Source organism: Tsuneonella mangrovi (assembly GCF_002269345.1).
Classification (GTDB): domain Bacteria; phylum Pseudomonadota; class Alphaproteobacteria; order Sphingomonadales; family Sphingomonadaceae; genus Tsuneonella; species Tsuneonella mangrovi.
Genome location: NZ_CP022889.1, coordinates 2,502,071 through 2,517,665, shown reverse-complemented (window position 1 = coordinate 2,517,665; position 15,595 = coordinate 2,502,071). Strand labels below are relative to the sequence as shown.

Sequence of the window (15,595 nt, the reverse complement as noted above, 5' to 3'; positions counted from 1 at the left end):
ACGGGGCCCCGAGAGGGACCCCGTTCGAGTGATCAATATCGGCGGTCCTGACGGACCGGCGCAACTACGGGCTGGTCGGCTGGCTGCTACCGGCCGTCGCAATGACGATAGCGCCGATCGCGATTGCCAAAGCAACGCCCAGAGCAACCGTAGGCGTACCAGCCATCTTGTTGCTGGCCTTGGCCGGAGCCGAAGCGCGTGAAGTGTCGGCAGCCTGTGCGGCGACAGGGACCATGGCGAGCGCTGCGGCGGCAGACGCGAGGCCAAGCTTACGAATGATCATGCAAAATTCCCCTTTCGAATTGGCTTCGTACAAAATGCCCTTCCGGTAAACAATGCACGAATCACAATAATGTTTCCAATTGGCCGTAGTATATCGCGAATTGGGGCGCAACCACGCACCCTCCGCTTGTCGCGCGAACCAGCCAACCTGTCGCAATCACGCAACGATTTGCCGCCTAAGGGCTGGCAGGATCGAGATTGTTGCTTGTCGCAAGCACGATCGCTCCAGCGGTGACCGCGATCGTAAGGAAGACAAGCATCATCGAATTGTTGCCGAGCAGCTTGGTCGGCTTCGGGGCCGGAGCGCTGGCGCGTTGCGGCGAAGCCGCCTGTGCCGAAATGGGAGCTACCACCAGCGTCATCGCAGCAGTCGCAAGGGCCAGTTTGCGGAAATTCATGCAGTTGTTCCCTCAGGTCATGGTCGGGCGGCGTCTTGCCACCCACCGGAGCTGTGGCTTGCGGTATGCGAACTGCCCGGCCATCGCAACCACCGAAAATGGCTGCATCAATCGCGCTGTCGCATTCCCGCCACATCTTGCGCGTTTTGTCGCTCGAACGTAATGGCCGCGCCGATGAACCATCCGCCACCGCAGCCCCGCGATCCGATCGCCTGGTGCGTGGCCATGACTGCGGCGTTCCTCGGGTTATGCCTCGTCCGACTGACGGTGCCGAGCACGACCTACTTCGACGAAATCCACTACCTGCCCGCTGCACGCGAGCTGCTTGCGATGCACAAATGGATCAATCGCGAGCACCCGATGTTCGGCAAGGAAATGATCGCGCTGGGCATGTGGGCGCTGGGCGACAACCCGCTTGGCTGGCGAATCGGGTCGGCGCTGGCGGGAACCCTGACATTCTTCGCCTGTATGCGCGCGCTGTGGTTTGCTTCGCTCAGCCGCTTCGCGACGATCTCCTATGGCGTTCTGCTGGCAAGTGGCTTCATGCTGTTCGTCCAATCGCAGATCGCGATGCTCGACGCTTACATGCTCGCCGCGCTGGCGACATCGTTCTGGATGTTCGCAAAGGCCGTGCGCGAGCCCGAACACGGCCGCCGATACATGATCGCGGGAGGCATCGCCATCGGGGTGGCGATGGGCACCAAGTGGAACGCGGTGCCGCTGGCGCTGGTGCCTGGCCTCACGTTTTTCGCCTGGCGCCTGCGCGCGACCGGGTGGCGTTTCGTGTGGAGCAGGAGAGGACCGCCGGTGCCCGGAGTGACCCTGCTCGAAGCCGCGTTGTGGCTCGGCGTGTTGCCGTTGCTGGTCTATTGGGCGACCTTCGCTCCTGCCTATTTCTTCAGCGTGAACCCGCTCAAGCCGGGCGGCTTTTTCGCCTACCAGCACACCATGCTGGCGCTGCAGGAAAGCGTCATCAAGCCGCATCCGTATAACACGCGCTGGTGGCAGTGGGCGCTCGACCTGCGCGGGATCTGGTATCTCTATCGCCCGATTGACGGCGTGCAGCGCGGCGTGATCATGATCGGCAACCCGCTGACGATGATCACAGGCCTGGTGGCTTTCTTCTGGTGCCTTTGGGCCGGCGTACGCGGGCGATGGGACGCGCTGGCGGCAGCAATCCTCTACATTTTCGCGATCGGGTTCTGGGTCATCGCACCCAAGCCGATCCAGTTCTTCTACCACTACCTCGCACCGTCGCTGGCGCTGTTTGCCGGACTGGCGCTGGCGCTCGACGAATTGTGGCGGCGCGGTTGGCGTTGGGTACCGGTGCTGTTCCTTGCAGCTTCGTGCGGTATTTTCGTGTGGTTCTACCCGATCATCAGCGCTGCCGGGCTCCACGATGGGCGCCCGTCATACATTCACTGGATGTGGCTCTACAGCTGGCGCTAGCCTCTCCGACGCGCGTTAGGCACCAAAGATCCGCGAGAGCATCTCCGTCTCGACGAGATAGATCGCGGCCCCCGCGAGATAGCCGACAATCGCCAGCAAGCTGAACTTGCGCAGGTACCAGATGAAATCGATCCGCTCCATGCCCATCGCCGCGACGCCAGCCGCCGAACCGATGATCAGGATCGAGCCGCCAGTGCCCGCGCAATAGGCCATGAATTCCCACAGGAAGCTGTCCTGCGGATAGCTCGCCATCGGATACATGCCCATTGCGGCCGCCACCATCGGCACGTTGTCGACGATCGCGCTGACTGCACCGAACACCATCACGATCACATCGAGTCGACCGATCTTGGCATCGAGCCACATCGCCACGTCGGCTAGAACGCCAGCATGTTCGAGCGTAGCCACCGCGAGCAGGATGCCGATGAAGAAGGTGATCGCGCTCATGTCGATCCGGGTCAGCGCGTGGGCAATCGTGACGTGCTGTTTCTCGCGCCACGGCTTGTCGCGATGGAGCAGGTCGCCCACCGTCCACACAATGCCAAGGCCGAAAAGGATGCCCAGGAACGGCGGCAGGTGGGTCACCGCCTTGAACACCGGGACTGCGAGAAGCGTGCCAAGCCCGAGCGCGAACATCACATTGCGCTCGAACGCCGGTGTCTCAGGCGCCTGCTCGAACGTAGCATCGGCAGGTGCCGCTTCGGGCGCGAGCACCGGCTTGCCGCGGAGCGAATAACCCACGATAGCCAGCGGCACGAGCATGTTGGCAAGGCTCGGCAGGATCAGCTTGGTCACGATCGCGGTGGTGGTCACCTGCCCGCCGATCCACAGCATCGTGGTGGTTACATCGCCGATCGGCGACCATGCTCCGCCGGCGTTGGCCGCAATCACCACCATCCCGATCACGATCAACCGATCGTTGCGCTCCCTCAGCAGTTTGCGAACGAGCGAGACCATCACGATCGTCGTCGTGAGATTGTCGAGCGCAGCCGAGAGGAAGAACGTCACCAGCGAAACGAACCACACCAGCGAGGCCAGCGATTGCGCTTTCAGCCGCGAGGTAATGACGGTGAATCCGTCGTGTGCATCGACCACTTCGACCACCGTCATCGCCCCGAGCAGGAAGAATGCGATCTGTGCGGTGTTGACCAGCGATTCGGACAGTTCTTCGTCGACCAGCGCCGGATGGCCCGACGAGAGGGCGTAGACCGTCCAAAGTAGCCCTGCCCCGATCAGGGCGGCGGCCGACTTGTTGATGCCGGTCGGCTCTTCGAGTGCGATGAACACGTAAGCGACGATGAAGATCAGGACGAGCGCGGTAATCATGGCCGCGCCCTTCGCAAATTCGCCCGATCTTGGCCAGCGGAACCGGAGCGCGTCCGGCGCTTCGTCACCAGCTTCCGGTGTTTTCCATGCTCGCCCATGGCTCCTTCGGCGGCAGGTTGCCTTCCTGGAGGAGCTCGATCGAAATGCCGTCAGGCGATTTCACGAACGCCATGTGCCCGTCACGCGGCGGCCGGTGAATGGTGTGGCCTGCATCGGCAAGCCGCTGGCAGGTCTCGTAAATGTCATCGACGCGGTAGGCGAGGTGCCCGAAGTTGCGCCCACCATCGTAGTCTTCGCCGCCCGACCCGTCTTCCGGGGGCCAGTTGTAGGTCAACTCGACCTCGGCCACCCCTTCCTGCCCGGGAGCGGCAAGGAAGATGAGGGTAAAACGCCCGGCCTCGACCTCGAACCGGCGCACTTCCTGCAAGCCGATCAGGTTGAAGAACGCCACCGTCGCGTCGGGATCGGTCACGCGAATCATCGAATGCAGGTATTTGACCATCGGTTGTCTCCGTATTAGCCGCCCTCATCGCAGCGGGAGGCGGTCAAACACAAGACCCCAAACAAAATACGGGGGGCGCAATGGCCCCCCGTTCCCCCCGTTGTAACGGTGCGGCCGGACTCAGAAACTGAGGCCGAGAGTTCCGACCACTGTTCCGTTGGTGAAGCCGTTGTCGAGACCTGCGGCTTTCACCGCCGGCGCTTCGACGCCAATGTACGACACACCGATTTCGAGCTTGCTGAGGACGGTGGCGCTTGCGCCCACCGACCAGTCCCACGAGCTGCGACTGGTGCTCAATCCGCTGACAAAGTCGGCAGCCAGCGCGCCGTCGGTATAACCGAGGTGCGCCGAGAGCGAGATCGGTGTGTTCGGGATCGAAGTTCCCAGTTCGCCGTGGACGTAGAAGTTGTTGTCGTTACCAAGCGAGCTCTGATCCCACGCGTAGTTCACGCCGAGCGAGAAATCGACCGGACCAAGCGTGGTGCTGACCGTCGCATAAGGCTCCCAGTAGTCGACGTCGAACCCGGTGTCGTTAGTCGGGTAGACGTAGTAGAGCAGACCGACATCGAGGCTGAAGCCATCGGTGATGCCGCCGCTCCAACCGCCGAACAGGTCGAGCTCCTGCTCGCCGTAGGCCGCGCCGCCAGCGATCGAGGACGACCACGTGCCGATGTACAGGCCGCTGTCATGGGTGATGGTGATGCCGCCCTGGATCGCCGGATCGCCGCCCGAAAGCGACACACCGCGGAAGCGATAGTCGGTCACCAGGGTAACGCTGCCCGACACGGTCAGGCCGCTGCCACCGGCGAGGTTGGCTTCATCGACCGGTTGGCTGGTGCGCATGATCGGGCCGCTGGTTGCAGCCGGAGCTTCGACGGCAGGAGTCGAATCGAGCGCTGCGATGTCGATCGTGTTGCCCGCAACGGTCACCGGGACGATTGAAGCCTCGGTTTGCGGCGCGGCATCAGCCGACGTCGTGTCGACCAGTGCTTGGCCGCCATCGTTCGCCAAGGCGGGCGTGGCGAGGAATGCGGAAGTGGAAAGAATAGTAGCTGCGGCTAGGCCGCGAATGGACGTGAGCATGGCAAACTCCTTTAAGTTTGTGCCTCGTCCCTGCCTGCGTATCCACCGTGCTCCGCGTCGTTTGTGTGCGCGGCGCTACGGCAAATGCGCAATGAATGTGCCGCCGCGTGCTGCATTGCACAAGATAAATGTCATACTGCGTCATAAAGCTGGCATAGGTGTTGATTTTGAGCATCAGTTGGTCCGCTCAACCGGGGTTCAGGCATTGCGGGCCAATATCCTGTCCCCTATGCCGCGCTCCACGCGCGAAATTGCGCAGCCATCAATCTTGGGCCGACTGGAATGCTTGCACCCCTTCGCCGACTGTTCCGCTCCGAGCCGCCGCCTGCTCCGTTGGCGCGGGTACCGGCGGGCGAGCGCTATTATGCGATCGGCGATGTCCACGGCGAACTGGCGCTGTTCGACGCACTGCTTGAGGCGATTGCTGCCGACGATGCGGCGCGCGAGCCGGCGCACTCCCAGGTCGTGCTGCTCGGCGACCTGGTCGACCGCGGCCCGGACAGCGCCGGAGTCGTTGCGCGAGCACGCAAGCTCCAGGCCGAGCGCAAGACGACCATTCTCGCGGGCAACCACGAGGAGATGTTCCTCGCTGCGTTCGAGGATACCGGGATGCTCCGCCATTTCCTGCGACACGGCGGGCGCGACACGGTGCTGAGCTACGGGGTCGAACGATCGACTTACGACGAAGCGACGCTGGACGAACTGCAAGCAATCATGAACCAAGTGGTCCCGGCAGAAGATCGCGCGTTCCTCGAAAGCTTCCAGGACTACCACATCGCCGGCGACTACCTGTTCGTCCACGCAGGGGTCGCTCCGAACGTGCCGCTCGAAGAGCAGCAACGTCACCACCTGCTGTGGATCCGCGAGCAGTTCATCGAATACGATGCTCCACACGAACACGTCGTCGTTCACGGCCACACGATCAGCCCCGACGTCGATGCGCGCAGCAACCGGATCGGGGTCGACACCGGGGCATACCGCTATGGACGTCTGACCGCGCTCGTTCTCGAAGGCGAGAACCGCCACACGATCCAGGCGGTCGCCGGTGATGACGGGGCGATCACGATCGAGACTGCCGCGCTTGCCTGATCCGTTCAAAGTGCCAGGGGGCCTGTAAGCCGGGTTCTGTCCCGCAGCCGGTTTCGTTGCCGACCTGCGCCGCGGGGGCAGCCATTCATCTCGGCGACGGATTGCTCCGTGCGCTCAAGCAGCCAACCCGGGCGGTCGGGTCCGAAACAGACCTGCCCCCGCTTTCGCGGGAGCGCGCCGCCCCTATTCGGCCTTGCTCCGGGTGGGGTTTGCCATGCGGAGACCGTTACCGGCCCCCCGGTGCGCTTTTACCGCACCCTTTCACCCTTGCCTGTGCGCTTTAGGCGCCATCGGCGGTATACTCTCTGTGGCACTTTCCCTGCCCCCGGATCGAGTCCGGGGCGCGGCGGGCGTTACCCGCCACCCTTGCTTCGTGGAGCCCGGACTTTCCTCGAACGAGTTACCTCGCACGCGGCTGCCCGGCCCCCTGGCATGGGCGCATATAGGGATTGATCGACGGTTAGGAAAGCATAGGCGCGATTCAGCCAGCGGCCTTGTCGGCATACTGGTCGTATGCCTCCAGCGCTTGCGCTGCATACATCGCGCTGGGGCCGGCCCCCATGTAGACCGCCATCCCCATCGTTTCGGCGATCTCGGCCCGGTTCGCGCCGTGCTTGCGTGCGCCCTCGACGTGATAGGTGATGCACGGGTCGCAGCGGGTCGCAACCGCGATCGCCAGCGCCATCAGTTCCTTCGTCTTGGCGTCGAGAGCACCGCCTTCGTGGGCTGCAGCCCCCATTTCGCGGAACGCCTTCATCACCCCCGGTGCACCCTTGTGCAGCTCCTTGATCGCGGGGATCAGGTTAGCGGCCATCGCGGGCCAATCCTTGAATTCGGTATGCGACATTCGTTCACCTCTGCATTCTATATTTTGCCAGCCCTATCGTGCGGGCCGACCCGTGGCATTGACCTGCGTCAGGTTTGCTACCGGGCCAGCCCGCGATCGCGATCAAGCAACAACTGGAACAGGATCGCGCGGAGCTGGCCATCGACGATCCCGTCGATCCGCTCGGGCCGCCAGCGGCGCTGGAACGCCTCGACCGCCTTGTGCCCATCGGTGATGTCGTACCCGAACCGCTCGAGCGCGAGGTAGAACGCGGCATCGTTGTCGAATGGATCGCCGGTTTCGAGCTTTGCGGGGCGCGGCAGGCAAAGTCCGTATTCGGCGAGGCGATCCCACGGGAACAGTTCGCCCGGATCGGTCTTGCGCGCCGGGGCAACGTCCGAATGGCCGACGACATTGGCGCGCGGGATATCGTATGTCCCGGTTATCCGCGCCAGCAGCGGGATCAGCGCATCGATCTGCGCATCGCTGAAGTCGCGATAGCCCAGCCCATGCCCCGGATGGTCGAGCTCGATGCCGACGCTCGCGGAATTCACGTCGCGCACTCCGCGCCAGTAGGAAAGTCCGGCGTGCCACGCGCGCTCGGCTTCGGGGACCAGCCGGGTCACTTCGCCCGCTTCGCTGATCAGGTAATGTGCGCTGACCTCGGCAGCCGGATCGCATAGCCGCGCCATCGCTGCGTCGGCGCTTTCCATCTCGGTATAATGCAGCACGACCATCGAGATCGGAGCCTTGCGCGGATTGCGGTTAGGCGAAGGCTCTTCGCGATGGACCAGCTCGTCGGCCATCAGCCTTCCGGCAGGACCGCCCCGAGCACCAGCGCGTCGTCGTGCAGTGCGTACTGCAAACCACCCCCGGCCTTGTCGGCAAGCAGCGCGAGCATATGCGCCGCGGCAGTGCGGCTGGTGATCTCGCCGCCATCGAGCTCTCCCGACAACGCCTTGCCGATCGCTTCGTCGAACGCGACCCGCTGGCCGGCCGCGCGCACGACGATTTCGCTCGCGCCATCGCGACTTTCCGCCCCGATATCGAGCGTTCCTCCGCGCACCAGCGCATCGATCCCGATCTGCGCGAAATTGAGCAGCACCTTCACCGCGCCTTTTGGCATTTCCTTTTCGGCCAGCGCCCAGCGGACCTCGATCGCCTTGCCGCCGCTCACCAGCGCATCGATCACTGCCTTCGCTTCATCGACCGGGACCGATTCGCCGAACCCCCCGGCAGCGCCGAACGCCAGACGGAAGAACTTGAGCTTGTCCGCGCTGGTCTTCGCGCTCTGCTCGAGCAGTTCGAGGCAGCGCTGGCGCATCTCGGGATCTTTCTCGTCGGCCAGCAGCTCGAGCCCGTTGGTCAGCGCCCCGACCGGCGAAAGCAGGTCATGACACAGGCGTGAACAAAGCAAGCTGGCAAGGTCGAGAGCATCAGTATCGTTCATGAAAGGCCGCTGTTTCCTGAAAGATGGAACACATGGAACACAGTCCTTAGCCCAAAAAACGAGCGGTTCCACCTGCGGTTTGCTTGGAGCACGACAGAGCGGGCGCTGAAGGGGGTCATGCGGGTGAACCTAGCGCGATGAAGCGAGGTAGGAAATGCGCTGAACCTCGTCGCTCCCCGGCAGTCGAGGCGGCGAAAAGACCGCAGCGAAGAATTTCTTGGTTGCGGCGGACGGGTCGGACCGCGACTAGGCCGCCACCATGAGCAATCCGCACGCTGAATCCTCGCACATCCTCGCGCTGTCGTGCCGCGACAAGGTAGGCATCGTTGCCGCCGTGACCGCGCACCTGGCGGGCATCGACGGTTTCATCCTCGACAGCCAGCAATATGCCGACCTGGCGCTTGGCCGGTTCTTCATGCGGGTCGAATTTTCCGGTGCAGGCGCTGCTTTCCCCGGATCGATCGAAGACCTGCGCAGTGGCTTTGCACCGGTCGCGAAGCAATATGACATGGCGTGGGAGCTTGTCCCGGCGGCGGACAAACCGCGGCTGCTGATCGCGGTTTCGAGGGGCAGCCATTGCCTCAACGACCTGCTGCACCGCTGGCGCACCGGCAACCTGCCGGTCGAGATCGTCGGCGTGGTGTCGAACCATCCCGACCTGCGCGACCTTACCGAATGGCACGGTATTGCCTTCCACCACCTGCCGATCGGCCCGGAAGGTAGAGAAGCGCAAGAGGCGCAGGTCCTGTCGCTCTTCCGCGAATGCAAGGCGGATTACCTCGTGCTCGCCCGTTACATGCAGGTGCTGTCGCCCGCCACGGTCGACCAGCTCGCAGGCAGGTGCATCAACATCCACCACAGCTTCCTGCCCAGCTTCAAAGGCGCCAAGCCGTATCACCAGGCGCACCGGCAGGGGGTAAAGCTGATCGGCGCGACCGCGCACTTCGTCACCAGCGACCTCGACGAAGGTCCGATTATCGAACAGGATGTCGAAAGGGTCGATCACCGCGCGACCGAACGCGATCTCGTGCGGATCGGCCGCGATATCGAAGCCCGCGTGCTCGCACGTGCGGTCAGCTGGACTGCGGAGCGACGGGTATTCCTTAATGGCGTGCGGACGGTCGTGTTCCGCTAAACCGCAGGTCTGATCGCGTCAGTCGGCGTTGCGAAAGTCGATCGGTTCGAAACCATCCGGCTCGTCGCGCCACCACCCGACCCGCCCCTCGCCCACGATCGCCCACACCCGCCCGTCGTGCGCCGCCATCGCGCTATCGGTGGCAGACGGCTCGGGCGGGCCCGAAGGATGCGAGTGGTAATATCCGATCACCTTCGCGCCGCCTGTGCGTTCGGCGCGATGCGCATCGATCAGCGCCTGCGGATCGATCTCGAAATGTCTTTCCGGATGTGGGTGGACATTGGGGGCAGGCACCACCTGCTTGATCCGCTCGCCCTCACCCAGCAGCAGCCCGCAGCATTCGCGCGGATGCGCCGCGGCGGCTTTGGCCAGCAAGCTTTCGATCAGTGCACTTGAGAGTTCCACCTGCATCGCCCATGTCCATAGCATGGGGGACGCGAATTCCATCTCCGGCAAAACCGCCTCGGCTGGCCGGCTAGATAAGGTGCTGGCCGAATCGAGCGGGCTTTCGCGCGAGCGGGTTAAGGCGCTTATCGCCGACGGCGCAGTTGTGGTCGATGGGCAGCCGGCAGCCAGCGCCTCGGCCAAGGTCCCAGCAGGCGCAAATTTCTCGATCGCGGTTCCTCCGCCCGCCCCGCTCGCTGCGCAGCCGCAGGATATCCCGCTCGATATCGTATTCGAAGACGAACACCTCGTGGTGGTCAACAAAGCTGCCGGGATGGTGGTCCACCCCGCGGCTGGCAATCCCGACGGGACGCTGGTGAATGCGCTGCTGCACCACTGTGCGGGGCAACTTTCGGGCATCGGCGGGGTCGCGCGGCCGGGAATCGTCCACAGAATCGACAAGGAGACCTCGGGCCTACTGGTTGTCGCCAAGAGCGACATCGCCCACGAAGGACTGGCAAAGCAGTTCGCCGATCATTCGATCGAACGGCGTTATCTTGCGGTCGCCGGGGGTCACCCGAACCCCGCCGAAGGCACGATTTCCGGGCGGCTCGGCCGATCGGACACCAATCGCAAGAAAATGTCCGTGCTCCCAAAGGAATCCTCGCGCGGGAAGCACGCGATAACGCACTATAAAACATTGAAAAAAATGAATAATAGCGCCCTGATCGAATGCAAGCTCGAAACCGGGCGTACACACCAGGTGCGGGTTCACCTTGCGTCAATCGGCCATGCGCTATTGGGGGATCCTGTATATGGCCGGACACCAACGCAGATTCGCCCTGTTCTCAAGAAGTTGGGCTTCCAGCGCCAGGCACTCCACGCGGCGAATCTGGGATTTATCCACCCGGTCAGCAGTAACCGGATCGCGTTCGAGGCCGAATTACCGGCCGATATGCAGGAACTGATCGACGAACTCGGTCGTTAAAATCGACGAAATGCGCTGCAAAACAAGGCGCACGTCCCTATATAGATGAGAGTGTGCCCCATCCGCCGGATGCCCATCAGGGGTCCGACACCAGAGGGCGACGCAAGAAAGGTCAGGGTAAAGAGTGAGCAAGACCAAACCATTGACGGTCCCGGCACTGGGCGGTGAGCAGAGCCTCAATCGCTATCTCTCCGAGATCAAGAAATATCCGATCCTCACCGCCGAGCAGGAATACATGCTCGCCAAGCGGTACGAGGAGCACCAGGATCCCGAAGCTGCTGCGCAGCTTGTGACCTCGCACCTGCGGCTCGTGGCGAAGATCGCAATGGGCTATCGCGGTTATGGCCTGCCGGTGAGCGACCTCATTTCCGAAGGCAACGTGGGCCTGATGCAGGGCGTGAAGAAGTTCGAGCCCGATCGCGGTTTCCGCCTCGCGACTTACGCGATGTGGTGGATCAAGGCGAGCATCCAGGAATACATCCTGCGCAGCTGGAGCCTCGTGAAGATGGGCACCACCGCTGCACAGAAGAAGCTGTTCTTCAACCTGCGCCGGATGAAGAAGAACCTCGACGCTTACGAGGACAGCGACCTGCATCCCGACGACGTGACGAAGATCGCGACCGATCTCGGCGTGCCCGAGCAGGAAGTGGTCAATATGAACCGGCGGATGATGATGGGCGGCGACGGTTCGCTCAACGTCGCGATGCGTAATGGCGAGGAAGGTTCGGGCGAATGGCTCGACTGGCTGGCCGACGAGCGCCCGCTGCAGGACGAGACCACCGCAGAGGCCGAGGAAGCCCACGTCCGCCACGAAATGCTGGTGGAAGCTATGGACAGCCTCAACGACCGCGAGAAGCACATCCTCACCGAACGGCGCCTGACGGACAACCCGCAGACGCTGGAGGAATTGAGCCAGGTCTACGACGTCAGCCGCGAGCGCATTCGCCAGATCGAAGTGCGCGCGTTCGAGAAGTTGCAGAAGGCGATGCAGCGCATCGCTACCGAGCGACTGCTGCCGGCGCCGATGGCCGCCGCCTAGGCGTCTCCAGAACAACGATCCGCAGGCCGGGCCAGCGACAAACCGCTTGCCCGGCCTTCGTTTGCCGTTAAGCCTCGCGCAGCTTTTATCGCTCGCGGGAGACCGGTTCTGTCCGTCCACATCGAAGCCGACGCACCAGCCGATCCGATTCACACGGGAGGGGGCGCCAGCGTTTCTCCGTGGGTATTCGCCCCGCTATTCGCTCCGTTCGGGATATCGAGCGGCTATGTCACCGTCACGTTGGGCTTCCTGCTTTCCCGCGCAGGGCTTTCGACCGCGCTGATCGCGACACTGATCGCGCTGTCGGTCTGGCCGCAGACGGTCAAGATGCTGTGGGCGCCGTTCGTCGACACGATCGGCAATCCCAAGGTGTGGTACGCCGTCGGCACGTTCACCGTGGGTCTCAGCATCCTGGCGATGAGCGTCCTTCCCAAGACGCAGGCCGAGGTGCCGCTGTATATCGCACTGATCGTCGGATCGTCGGTCACGTCGACCTTCGTTTCGATGGCGACCGAGATCTTCATGGTCAACTTCGTGCCCCCCGAAACGCGCGGAAGGGCGAGCGGCTGGTCGCAAGCCGGCAACCTCGGCGGTGCCGGGATCGGCGGCGGGATCGGTCTTCTGGTGGCGGAAAACTTCACCCAGCCGTGGGTCTCCGGCGCACTGCTGGCCGCTATCTGCATCGCCTGCTGGGGTGCAACGCTGCTGCTGCCCAAGCTTGAACGAACCGCAAGCGCTGCGCGCAATTACTTTGCCGAGCTCAAGGAAGTGGCAGTCAATGTCTGGGGTGTCGCCAAGTCGCGGCCGGGATACCTCGCGTTGATCATCATGCTGCTGCCGATCGGCTCTGGCGGCGTGCCGTGGTCTGCGATCGCCGGCGAGTGGAACGCCGGGGCAAACACCGTCGCGCTGGTCAACGGCGTATCGGGCGGCATCGCTTCGATCGTCGGGGCTATGGCGGCGGGGTTCATCTGCGACCGGATGGACCTGAAACGCGCCTATTCGATGTATGGTATCTTTGTAGGGTTGGTGGCGGTCGCGATGATCGCCCTGCCCCGCACACCGCTGGTCTTCACCGTCGGTGTACTCGCCTATTCGGCGATGGTCGGGATGGCCTACACCGGCTACGCCGCGATCGTGCTAGAGGCGATCGGCAAGAAGTCGGCCGCGACCAACTGGAACCTGATGGCGGCACTTTCGAACATCCCGATCGCGATGATGTCGATGATCGACGGGCAGATCCACGACAGCTTCGGCACCAACGCGATGCTGGCCGGCGAACTGGCATTCCCGGCGATCGCGCTGGTTCTTTTCTGGACGTTCGTAGGGGCCACGCGCCCGAAACGCGCAGCCGCCTAGCCAGCCGGTCGGGGCGCCTATTCGGCGGTAGTCGGATCGATGATCGTGCGCACTTCCGAGATCGAGTTGGCCGGGAACCCTGCGGTATCGGCGTGTTGCTGGATCAGGTCGGCACTCGGCGCACGATAGACGCAGTAGATCTTGTCGTCGGTCACATACGAATGGACCCACTGGATCTCCGGTCCGAGGTCGCGAAGGACCGAGCACGATTGCTGCGACGCACCCTGCAGATCCTGCGGCGAGAGCGACCCCGCACCGGGCATTTCGCGTTCGATAACGAACTGAGGCATTGGCAGTCTCCTTGGTCTGCGACCGCAAGACGGGCCGGATACACCATCCATGGCGAGTCGGGCGAACGGTTTTCAAATTTCGGCCCAACACCCTGGCGAATGCGAAGCGCATTTTCTTTTGTCGGGACCGCCGCTAATCGCCTTGCATGACCCGAATGACCCGCATCCTCAGGATCACCGCCAAGGCAATCGTGGCGTTCATCGCCATCAGCGTCATCTGGGTCTTGATCTACCGGTTCGTGCCGGTGCCGGTGACCGCGACGATGCTGGCCGACCCGCACGGAATCACCAAGGACTGGGAACCGCTCTCCAACATCGACCGCAGCATGGTCGATGCCGCGATCGCAGGGGAAGACAGCAAGTTTTGCAGCCACAACGGGTTCGACACCGATGCGATCGAGAAGGCCATCGCGCACAACGAGCGGGTCGACAAGCGCGGACGCGGCCATATTCGCGGCGGCTCCACCATCAGCCAACAGACCGCCAAGAACGTGTTCCTGTGGCAGGGTGGCGGTTATTTCCGGAAGGGCCTCGAAGCCTGGTTCACATTCCTGATCGAGCACCTTTGGGGCAAGCGGCGGATCATGGAAGTCTATCTCAACGTCGCCGAGACCGGGATCGGCACGTATGGCGTGCAAGCAGGAGCACAGCGTTACTTCGGGCATTCGGCGGCGCGGTTGAGCGCGATCGAAGCGGCGCGCATCGCCGCTGTGCTGCCACTCCCGGCAAAGCGCGAAGCGGTCGATCCAAGCGGGTTCGTGCGACGTCACGGCAACACCCTCGCCCGCCGTTTGGGCGTTGTCCGGCGCGACGCGCTCGACGCTTGTATCTACGATTGAGCGCCTCGTTCTTTCGATCAACCACAGTCGCCGGAGTGGCCCAGCCGAAAACGTCCAACCTATCAACTCCTTGCTGTCACACTCGAATGTGTTATGAGATACTATATCTACGACGAGGGTATTATATAACATACTGATTATCAGTCTTTTCTTGCAGAATGCGCCTTGTGGGCAATAGAGAAGGCGGGACTTGCGGGCGTCCGCGCAACGGTTCGGCGAAAGGGGCAGATTTTGGGGCACGAGCACGCGCACGATCATTCCCACAACCATTCCCATGCACATGCCCCGGCCAGCTTCGGCCGTGCATTCGCGATCGGCATCGTGCTCAATACCGCCTTCGTCATTGTCGAGGCAGCCTATGGCTTCATGGCCGGATCGATGGCGCTGGTGGCCGATGCCGGCCACAACCTGTCCGACGTCCTGAGTTTGGCGCTGGCATGGATCGCGGCGGTCCTCGCCACCCGTTCACCGGGCGGGCGCTTTACCTACGGCTTCAAGAGTTCGACGATCCTCGCGGCGCTAGCAAACGCCGGATTGCTGCTGGTCGCAATTGCGGGGATCGCCTTCGAGACCGTCGACCGGATGGCCCAGCCGCCAGCGGTCGAAGGGCGCATCATGATGATTGTCGCCGGGATCGGAATCGTGATCAACGCCGCAACCGCCGTGCTGTTCATGCGCGGCAGCAAGCACGACCTCAACGTGCGCGGCGCATTCCTCCACATGGCAGCCGACGCGCTGGTCAGCCTCGGCGTCGTGATCGCTGGCGGGCTGATCCTGCTCACAGGCCAGAGCTGGATCGATCCGGCAACCAGCCTGCTGATCCTTGGGGTGATCGCGTGGGGTACGTGGGGCTTGCTGAAGGATAGCGTAAAAATGGGCCTCAACGCCGTGCCGGCCCACATCGACCAGGACGCGGTGCGCGGCTATCTTGCTGCCCTGCCCGGCGTCAGCGCAGTGCATGACCTGCACATCTGGCCGATGAGCACTACCGAGACCGCTCTCACCGCGCATCTCGAAATGCCAGGTGGGCATCCGGGCGACGGATTCCTGCACGAGGTCGCCACAGCACTGGAGGCGCACCACCGTATCGTCCACACCACCGTGCAGATTGAAACCAGCCGCGAGAGCTGCCGGGCCGGCTGCTAGGCCATGCGGC

General features: G+C 63.1%; 18 protein-coding genes and 1 other RNA gene. 8 read left to right on the top strand and 11 right to left on the bottom strand.

What is annotated here, in order from left to right; genetic code table 11:
- Positions 1-64: 64 nt before the first annotated feature.
- Positions 65-283 (bottom strand): hypothetical protein, encoded by a 219-nt coding sequence (locus tag CJO11_RS12230; RefSeq protein ID WP_150125029.1) that lies wholly within the window; start codon positions 281-283, stop codon positions 65-67.
- Between the two features lie 175 nt (positions 284-458).
- Positions 459-680, bottom strand: coding sequence for a hypothetical protein (locus CJO11_RS12225; protein ID WP_095012949.1), 222 nt, complete (start codon positions 678-680; stop codon positions 459-461).
- A gap of 174 nt (positions 681-854) precedes the next feature.
- Here CJO11_RS12225 and CJO11_RS12220 point away from each other — a divergent pair, with 174 nt between their 5' ends.
- Entirely contained in the window at positions 855-2,129 is a 1,275-nt protein-coding gene (locus tag CJO11_RS12220) for a phospholipid carrier-dependent glycosyltransferase (protein WP_095013401.1), read from the top strand.
- A 15-nt stretch (positions 2,130-2,144) separates the two neighbouring features.
- On the opposite strand, the gene nhaD is transcribed toward CJO11_RS12220, so the two are convergent.
- The 3 genes from nhaD to CJO11_RS12205 all read right to left on the bottom strand — a co-directional run bounded on the left by nhaD (position 2,145) and on the right by CJO11_RS12205 (position 5,040).
- Positions 2,145-3,455: a sodium:proton antiporter NhaD gene (nhaD, locus tag CJO11_RS12215; RefSeq protein WP_095012948.1), complete on the bottom strand. Its 1,311-nt coding sequence runs from the start codon at positions 3,453-3,455 to the stop codon at positions 2,145-2,147.
- A 64-nt stretch (positions 3,456-3,519) separates the two neighbouring features.
- Complete coding sequence (locus CJO11_RS12210; RefSeq protein ID WP_095012947.1) at positions 3,520-3,957, bottom strand: VOC family protein; 438 nt, start codon at positions 3,955-3,957, stop codon at positions 3,520-3,522.
- Positions 3,958-4,077: 120 nt separating this feature from the next.
- Positions 4,078-5,040, bottom strand: a complete 963-nt coding sequence (locus tag CJO11_RS12205) for a TorF family putative porin (RefSeq protein ID WP_240504493.1) — start codon at positions 5,038-5,040, stop codon at positions 4,078-4,080.
- A 333-nt stretch (positions 5,041-5,373) separates the two neighbouring features.
- Here CJO11_RS12205 and CJO11_RS12200 point away from each other — a divergent pair, with 333 nt between their 5' ends.
- Positions 5,374-6,129, top strand: coding sequence for a metallophosphoesterase family protein (locus CJO11_RS12200; RefSeq protein WP_338064643.1), 756 nt, complete (start codon positions 5,374-5,376; stop codon positions 6,127-6,129).
- Between the two features lie 9 nt (positions 6,130-6,138).
- Here CJO11_RS12200 and rnpB read toward each other — a convergent pair.
- The 4 genes from rnpB to CJO11_RS12180 all read right to left on the bottom strand — a co-directional run bounded on the left by rnpB (position 6,139) and on the right by CJO11_RS12180 (position 8,405).
- Positions 6,139-6,560, bottom strand: an RNA gene (gene rnpB / locus CJO11_RS12195) — RNase P RNA component class A.
- Positions 6,561-6,610: 50 nt separating this feature from the next.
- Positions 6,611-6,976, bottom strand: a complete 366-nt coding sequence (locus CJO11_RS12190; protein WP_095012945.1) for a carboxymuconolactone decarboxylase family protein — start codon at positions 6,974-6,976, stop codon at positions 6,611-6,613.
- A 77-nt stretch (positions 6,977-7,053) separates the two neighbouring features.
- Positions 7,054-7,761 carry an N-acetylmuramoyl-L-alanine amidase gene (locus tag CJO11_RS12185; protein WP_095012944.1) on the bottom strand — a complete coding sequence of 236 codons (708 nt, stop codon included), beginning with the start codon at positions 7,759-7,761 and terminating at the stop codon, positions 7,054-7,056.
- Positions 7,761-8,405 (bottom strand): histidine phosphotransferase family protein, encoded by a 645-nt coding sequence (locus CJO11_RS12180; protein WP_095012943.1) that lies wholly within the window; start codon positions 8,403-8,405, stop codon positions 7,761-7,763. Before CJO11_RS12180 ends, CJO11_RS12185 begins: the two co-directional genes overlap by 1 nt.
- A 259-nt stretch (positions 8,406-8,664) precedes the next feature.
- Here CJO11_RS12180 and purU point away from each other — a divergent pair, with 259 nt between their 5' ends.
- Positions 8,665-9,540, top strand: coding sequence for a formyltetrahydrofolate deformylase (purU, locus tag CJO11_RS12175; protein ID WP_095012942.1), 876 nt, complete (start codon positions 8,665-8,667; stop codon positions 9,538-9,540).
- Between the two features lie 18 nt (positions 9,541-9,558).
- Here the strand turns inward: purU and CJO11_RS12170 are convergent, their stop codons facing one another.
- Complete coding sequence (locus CJO11_RS12170; RefSeq protein WP_095013399.1) at positions 9,559-9,951, bottom strand: M67 family metallopeptidase; 393 nt, start codon at positions 9,949-9,951, stop codon at positions 9,559-9,561.
- 16 nt (positions 9,952-9,967) lie between these two features.
- On the opposite strand from CJO11_RS12170, the gene CJO11_RS12165 reads away from it, so the two are divergent.
- The 3 genes from CJO11_RS12165 to CJO11_RS12155 all read left to right on the top strand — a co-directional run bounded on the left by CJO11_RS12165 (position 9,968) and on the right by CJO11_RS12155 (position 13,310).
- A complete protein-coding gene (locus CJO11_RS12165; protein ID WP_095012941.1) occupies positions 9,968-10,912 on the top strand; it encodes an RluA family pseudouridine synthase in 945 nt (314 codons plus the stop codon).
- A 124-nt stretch (positions 10,913-11,036) separates the two neighbouring features.
- Positions 11,037-11,951, top strand: a complete 915-nt coding sequence (gene rpoH / locus CJO11_RS12160; RefSeq protein ID WP_205651075.1) for an RNA polymerase sigma factor RpoH — start codon at positions 11,037-11,039, stop codon at positions 11,949-11,951.
- 87 nt (positions 11,952-12,038) lie between these two features.
- Positions 12,039-13,310, top strand: coding sequence for an MFS transporter (locus CJO11_RS12155; protein WP_095012940.1), 1,272 nt, complete (start codon positions 12,039-12,041; stop codon positions 13,308-13,310).
- A gap of 17 nt (positions 13,311-13,327) precedes the next feature.
- Here the strand turns inward: CJO11_RS12155 and CJO11_RS12150 are convergent, their stop codons facing one another.
- Positions 13,328-13,600 carry a DUF4242 domain-containing protein gene (locus CJO11_RS12150; RefSeq protein WP_095012939.1) on the bottom strand — a complete coding sequence of 91 codons (273 nt, stop codon included), beginning with the start codon at positions 13,598-13,600 and terminating at the stop codon, positions 13,328-13,330.
- A 155-nt stretch (positions 13,601-13,755) separates the two neighbouring features.
- Between CJO11_RS12150 and mtgA the strand changes: the two genes are divergently transcribed.
- The gene (gene mtgA, locus CJO11_RS12145; protein ID WP_420823155.1) at positions 13,756-14,439 is read left to right on the top strand and encodes a monofunctional biosynthetic peptidoglycan transglycosylase; all 684 of its coding nucleotides are present in this window, start codon (positions 13,756-13,758) and stop codon (positions 14,437-14,439) included.
- Positions 14,440-14,670: 231 nt separating this feature from the next.
- Positions 14,671-15,585, top strand: a complete 915-nt coding sequence (locus tag CJO11_RS12140) for a cation diffusion facilitator family transporter (protein ID WP_095012937.1) — start codon at positions 14,671-14,673, stop codon at positions 15,583-15,585.
- Positions 15,586-15,595: the final 10 nt, after the last annotated feature.